The organism is Priestia sp. 53B2 (genome assembly GCF_056099005.1).
In genome coordinates this window covers 1-1,091 of record NZ_JBLZXA010000058.1, presented here as the reverse complement: position 1 = coordinate 1,091, position 1,091 = coordinate 1, and the positions used below count along the sequence as shown (strand labels likewise).

Annotated in this window: 2 protein-coding genes; both read left to right on the top strand. The window is 34.6% G+C overall.

Annotation, left to right across the window (positions count from 1 at the left end; genetic code table 11):
- Window positions 1-341 (top strand): NAD(P)H-binding protein (locus ACN6NE_RS30980; RefSeq protein WP_474329421.1); only part of this gene is annotated, 341 nt, incomplete at its 5' end.
- A gap of 135 nt (window positions 342-476) precedes the next feature.
- On the top strand, window positions 477-689 hold the full coding sequence (locus tag ACN6NE_RS30975; RefSeq protein ID WP_240702754.1) for a DUF3951 domain-containing protein: 213 nt from the start codon (window positions 477-479) through the stop codon (window positions 687-689).
- The last annotated feature ends 402 nt before the right edge of the window (window positions 690-1,091 follow it).

The window sequence follows — 1,091 nt, the reverse complement described above, 5'->3', positions numbered from 1 at the left end:
TTGAAATTAAAAGATATATTGGTGTAACGGGTGGATCTTTAGATATCAAAGGGGATAAAAAAACATTCGTCAATAAACTAGGAGCAATTGCTTTTCGTATTCTTTATTCTGAGATGATTTTAGATAAGAAAAAAGAACTACAAATCCTTGAAGAAAGCAAATTAGACTGGACACTTGTACGGTTGCCTTTTGTTAAAGAACATAAAGAATCAAAAAAAATAAAGGTTAATTCACTTGATATGCCCGGGTTTAAGATATCTGCTGAAGGTATCGCCCAATTTTTGATCGAGCAGGTATCTTGCTCAAATTACATACATAAAGCACCCTTTATATCAAATTAGGAAATGTCTACTAATAATAGTGATTATGTTAACTATGGGTGTATATAGTATTCATTAATGTTCAAGCTTTAATGGCATGTTAAAATGTAATTATAAGGAAATAAAAACATGTCAGAACTTATAAGGGGAAAATAATTGAATTCATTATTGTATCTTACAATATTATTTATAGTACTACTTACAGTAGTTCCTATTATGATTGTGATCATCAAAACGGTTTTCAGAAGGAAATTACCAAGCAATTACTATACTCCATTTGATTACATTTCTGCCCAAACTACTGAGGAATTTCATGAGGAAAAAGAAGAAATTAAAAAAGAAGATGAAAATGGAGATAGTAAAAATTGAGCAAGGATATTTATTTGGGTGTCTATAAGCCGTATTATGGTGCGACAAGAAGTCGCTTTCTTACAGTGTAGCTAACGCTACTCATCTAGACGCAAAGATGATCTCCATCTGAAACGGCATTCTTGGTAACGAGTCTGTCGGTTGCATGAGGAAATGTGGAAACAGAGGATAAATGCATGGTCCAGAATACTGCTAGGAGAAGATAGGTATGGTAAACAAAAGTGAAGGTTTGTAAGCTTTAGCTCAAGATAGTGCACAGCTTTGCTTGGGTCTTGGCAAGAGGAAAAGTAGAATCATAATGCTGCTCTGATACGTCCCGCATCTTGCCCGGAGTAAAGAACCTGCCTAACCCTATTGCATCTGTAGAAAGTGGAACTTGGTAAGCCCTATGTCATCTGCATA